Genomic DNA, 3,867 nt, shown 5'->3' with positions numbered 1-3,867 from the left:
TTTGGAAGCTGGAGAAGACAGTCTATTTGATTTGGAACTACACTCCTAGAAAAAGGCTCGATGATTTCTTAATACAGCCTGAGAGCTGACTTTCTAAAGTTTACCAATTAGGGCTGAGATTAGTGCTGAGATCGCTAAATCTCAGCAGTTGCTTTCAAAGCCACAGTTAAACTGGGATGAGACACGTTTTCAGTAGACTCAATCGTCACGAATAAGGTGAAGCCTGCTGCTTCGGTTTCTTCATTGTAAACATTGGCAGGAACTGGAATGGTTTCCATCACTCGATGCAATGAATTCGCATGGAACTGGCCACAGGAAACTACTTTAGAACCAATGACAGCCCACATGTGATACGACTCGCCAGGTTTGAGAGGACTCAAATTTTGAAAGGCAAGGGTGGCTCGGTTCGAGACTGCATCCAGCACGACGATGCCAACAGCTGAGTGTTGAATTGGGGTTCCCTTGAGGGTAAAGAGATAGGTCTTTTCACCCTGGAGACTATCGAGTTTAGCTTGGGCAATACCAAGTTGGTGTTGTAAACCTAAGTTATTCAACCCAGTAACCAACAACATCAACAATCCTGCTGCGATCGCCAGATCCTGCTGCCGGAACCGGGCAAGGCGCGATCGCCAAGAAACCACCGATGGCTTAGGGTCAGACAGTTTGATAATTCGCTCTCGGAGAGATGGAGACGGAGACACTTGGGGAATGTCCTCTGCAAAGCTAGTTGCACAGACAAGATAATATTGCAGTTCTTGGGAAAGGGCAGGGTCTTTCTGTAAATAGTCTTCAAACTGAGCTATGTCTTCTGTGGACAATGCATCTAGCGATGCCCCTGCTAGCAGTTCTTCAATGTGTTCGCGTTCCTCTGGGCTGTAGCGATCTATGCTCATGGTGTGCAGGTCAGCGACTCCGCAGATACTTTAACTATAGGATGAGAAACTATAGGATGAGAGATTTTCCCTCTCATCCTATAGTAAATACGTTGCCAAGAATGATTTAGATCACTTTCAAAATCAACGTCAGCCCCTCCAAGATATCTACGTACACTAGTATTTGTTGTTACCTAATTCAGTCCGTAATTTGCGAAACCCTAAACGGAACCAACTCTTGACCGTTCCCAGAGGCATTCCTAATCGCTCAGAAATTTCAGACTGACTGAGACCTTTAAAATAGGCCAATTCAATGGCATGTCGTTGTTGTTCTGGCAATTGAGCGATCGCAGCCCTGACCTGCTGAATGGTTTCTTCGTTCTGTAGTGCCCCGATCGATAAGTCAGATAAAAAATTTGTCTCCCATTTCTGTTGCTGGAGTAACTTCTGGGAGACCTTACGGGTGCGGATGCGATCTAAGGCACGAGAGCGAACCAAAACCAAGAGAAACGTTTTCAGGGAACCTCGCTGCGGATCAAAATTGAATTGCTTCCACAGCCCCAGAAAAACATCTTGTATCAGATCCTCCGCTTCCTGAGCATTCTCTAGCATCCTCAATGCCAGACTATACATCTGCTGCCCATAGGTATCGTAGAGGTGAATAAATTGATCACGATTAATTGATCTTGACTCAGCAGAGTGTTCTTGAGAAGACTCAGATTCGGGCATGTTGATCCAATATCCGGCAGTAACGTAACTAACTTGGTTCTGGTGAGCCAGTTTCAGCACTAGATTAACCCAGGCCAATCCGAATTGATGGGGAAAATCTACGTTAATCTATCATCTACGCCTCTTCCTGGCTGTCGCTACTTTGAAGGTAGCTGATATAAGGTAAAGAACCTGGTGGAAATTAACTCACCCGGAACATTAACCAGACCCAGCCCATGAAAAACGCCACTGGCTAATCGTGGTGGTGATCCTAGGGTTTGGGATTTTCTGAGCCTTGGGAGCATTTCGGAACATGTCACCATCGCTGCTGCCGACTCAATCGCCGTTGGTTCAACTGCCAAATTTCCGGGGTAACCCAAATAACTTAAAGCGAAGTTGATCCAGCCATCGGGTTGGCAACAGTCGAGGCATCCAGGTTAAGACAGTGGCATCGGCACCCACCGGGTAGCGCGTCTTGGGTGTTCGAGCGTTTAAAGCTTCCAGTACCGTCTGGGCTACGACTTCTGGTGGGCTCCCCTTTTTTTCGCGGGCAACGGCGGTGGTGAGAAACCGCCTGAACGACTGTTCATAATGCTGGCGTCCTGCCGAAGAGAATTGCTGAATGGCAGTCTCGCCATCTTGGAGTAGACGATCAACTGCCGGGGTCGAAATACCCGCTGGAGCAACCAGGACAACGTGAATCCCCCGATGGGTAAAGTTCCATCCGTAGGGCATCATTGATAGCTTCAATGGCATACTTCGAGGCGCATAAAGCCCCACCAAAGGGGATGGTAATCTTGCCCCCAACAGAGCCGATATTGATAATTCGCCCTCGGGACTGCCGAATCAGCGGCAGGAAAGCCTGGGTTACCATCACCTGTCCGATGACGTTGACCTCGAATTGGCGGCGCAGGTCATTGGGGGCTAAGAGTTCTATCGGGCCAGGCAAGCCGACCCCCGCGTTGTTCACCAATCCCGACAGGCCAGCACCACCGACGGACTCAGTCACAATGCCAACTGCCGAGGCAATCGAAGATTCATCCGTGACATCCATGGGAACTGGAATCAAATTTCCCGAAGCTGCCTGCTTCAATGACGCAGCGTCCTTTTCCTGGCGAACAGTAGCAAAAACCCTGATAACCCGCCTTGTCAAGTTCCAGGGCACAAGCCCGTCCAATGCCAGACGAAGCACCTGTGACGACAATCGCATTTCGTTGCTGCATTGAGATCGTGTTTATTGGAAATTTCCACGTCTGAAGCTACTCGCACCCGCTGTTACTCTCGCACCTGTCTCCTCTGGGGACACGCTTGGGAGGAATATCTTCTCTGGGTGCAATAGATTCGGAGTGCCCGATGGCGATTAACATTTAGATTATAGTCGATGTCCCCCTTGCCAAGGGGGACTACAGGGGGTCTAAAGGTGATCAAGCACTTAGATCCTCCCCGTGAAAGTGGGGATCTAGGCAGCAGTCCCTCCCACGCTTTTTTAGTCGGGGGCATGGGTATCAAGCAGCAAATTGCCGGCTTTTCCAGCGATGTGGGTGCACACTAAATTCGTAGTGTGAGACACAGTCCATGCCTGAACATGAGGCAGAACATGTGTACACGCGAAGTTTGCAATGACGCAGAACTTCGCGATGAAGTCCAAACAGCAGTTAAAATGGATCTTGTCCATCTGATCGTTTTTCCTCCAGATGTAAGAGTCTGAAAGCTCCTTCTTGGAAGCTATACAGCCACTTTAAAGATGTTGTGATGCTATGAAAATCGAAACTTTTGTCTACTCAACGGGCTGACACCACCACGCCCTTTTATTTTGGCGAGACGATCACCAGCAAACTCGCCAATTATGCTTCTGGCTATACCTATCGAAAAGAAAAAAAGGATAAATCTCTGGGTAACACCACCCCTGTCGGCAAATTTCCTCCTAACCAATTTGGCTTGTACGATATGCACGGCAATGTCTGGGAGTGGTGTTTAGACCACTGGCACTCTGATTACACCAAAATCCCTGATGACGGTAGTGCCTGGTTGAATAATCATGAAAATCTGTATCATGTTCGACGCGGCGGCTCTTAGGGCAACACTCCCAGGTATTGTCGCTCTGCGGTTCGTTTCAGGATCAATCCCGACGACAGGAACTTCTACATCGGTTTTCGAGTTGTTTGTGTTGCCCCTAGGACTCTGTAGCCCTTTGCCCTCTTGCCCTTAGCACTTTAAAAATGGCAAATGACCTATAAGCCACCCCACCCTAGCCCTCCCCTTGGTAAGGGGCGGGAAAAAGAAACCA

Annotated in this window: 6 protein-coding genes; 2 read left to right on the top strand and 4 right to left on the bottom strand. The window is 48.7% G+C overall.

The window, feature by feature from the left end; translation table 11 throughout:
• Nucleotides 1–134: 134 nt before the first annotated feature.
• The 4 genes from DO97_RS19210 to DO97_RS23445 form a co-directional block, all read right to left on the bottom strand.
• Nucleotides 135–893, bottom strand: a complete 759-nt coding sequence (locus DO97_RS19210; protein ID WP_036536606.1) for an anti-sigma factor — start codon at nucleotides 891–893, stop codon at nucleotides 135–137.
• A gap of 156 nt (nucleotides 894–1,049) precedes the next feature.
• On the bottom strand, nucleotides 1,050–1,601 hold the full coding sequence (locus tag DO97_RS19205; RefSeq protein ID WP_036536609.1) for a sigma-70 family RNA polymerase sigma factor: 552 nt from the start codon (nucleotides 1,599–1,601) through the stop codon (nucleotides 1,050–1,052).
• Nucleotides 1,602–1,931: 330 nt separating this feature from the next.
• Nucleotides 1,932–2,318, bottom strand: a complete 387-nt coding sequence (locus tag DO97_RS24190; RefSeq protein ID WP_156120679.1) for a hypothetical protein — start codon at nucleotides 2,316–2,318, stop codon at nucleotides 1,932–1,934.
• Nucleotides 2,233–2,673, bottom strand: coding sequence for an SDR family NAD(P)-dependent oxidoreductase (locus DO97_RS23445; RefSeq protein ID WP_052128972.1), 441 nt, complete (start codon nucleotides 2,671–2,673; stop codon nucleotides 2,233–2,235). The genes DO97_RS24190 and DO97_RS23445 overlap by 86 nt, the downstream gene beginning before the upstream one ends.
• Before the next feature lie 327 nt (nucleotides 2,674–3,000).
• On the opposite strand from DO97_RS23445, the gene DO97_RS27895 reads away from it, so the two are divergent.
• Nucleotides 3,001–3,132, top strand: coding sequence for a hypothetical protein (locus DO97_RS27895; RefSeq protein ID WP_275575065.1), 132 nt, complete (start codon nucleotides 3,001–3,003; stop codon nucleotides 3,130–3,132).
• Nucleotides 3,133–3,353: 221 nt separating this feature from the next.
• Nucleotides 3,354–3,656, top strand: coding sequence for a formylglycine-generating enzyme family protein (locus DO97_RS19195; RefSeq protein WP_052128971.1), 303 nt, complete (start codon nucleotides 3,354–3,356; stop codon nucleotides 3,654–3,656).
• Nucleotides 3,657–3,867 lie beyond the last annotated feature (211 nt).

It is taken from the genome of Neosynechococcus sphagnicola sy1 (assembly GCF_000775285.1).
Lineage (GTDB): Bacteria > Cyanobacteriota > Cyanobacteriia > Neosynechococcales > Neosynechococcaceae > Neosynechococcus > Neosynechococcus sphagnicola.
Note: the sequence above shows the minus strand (reverse complement) of the source record. Positions and strands in the feature narration are given on the sequence as shown.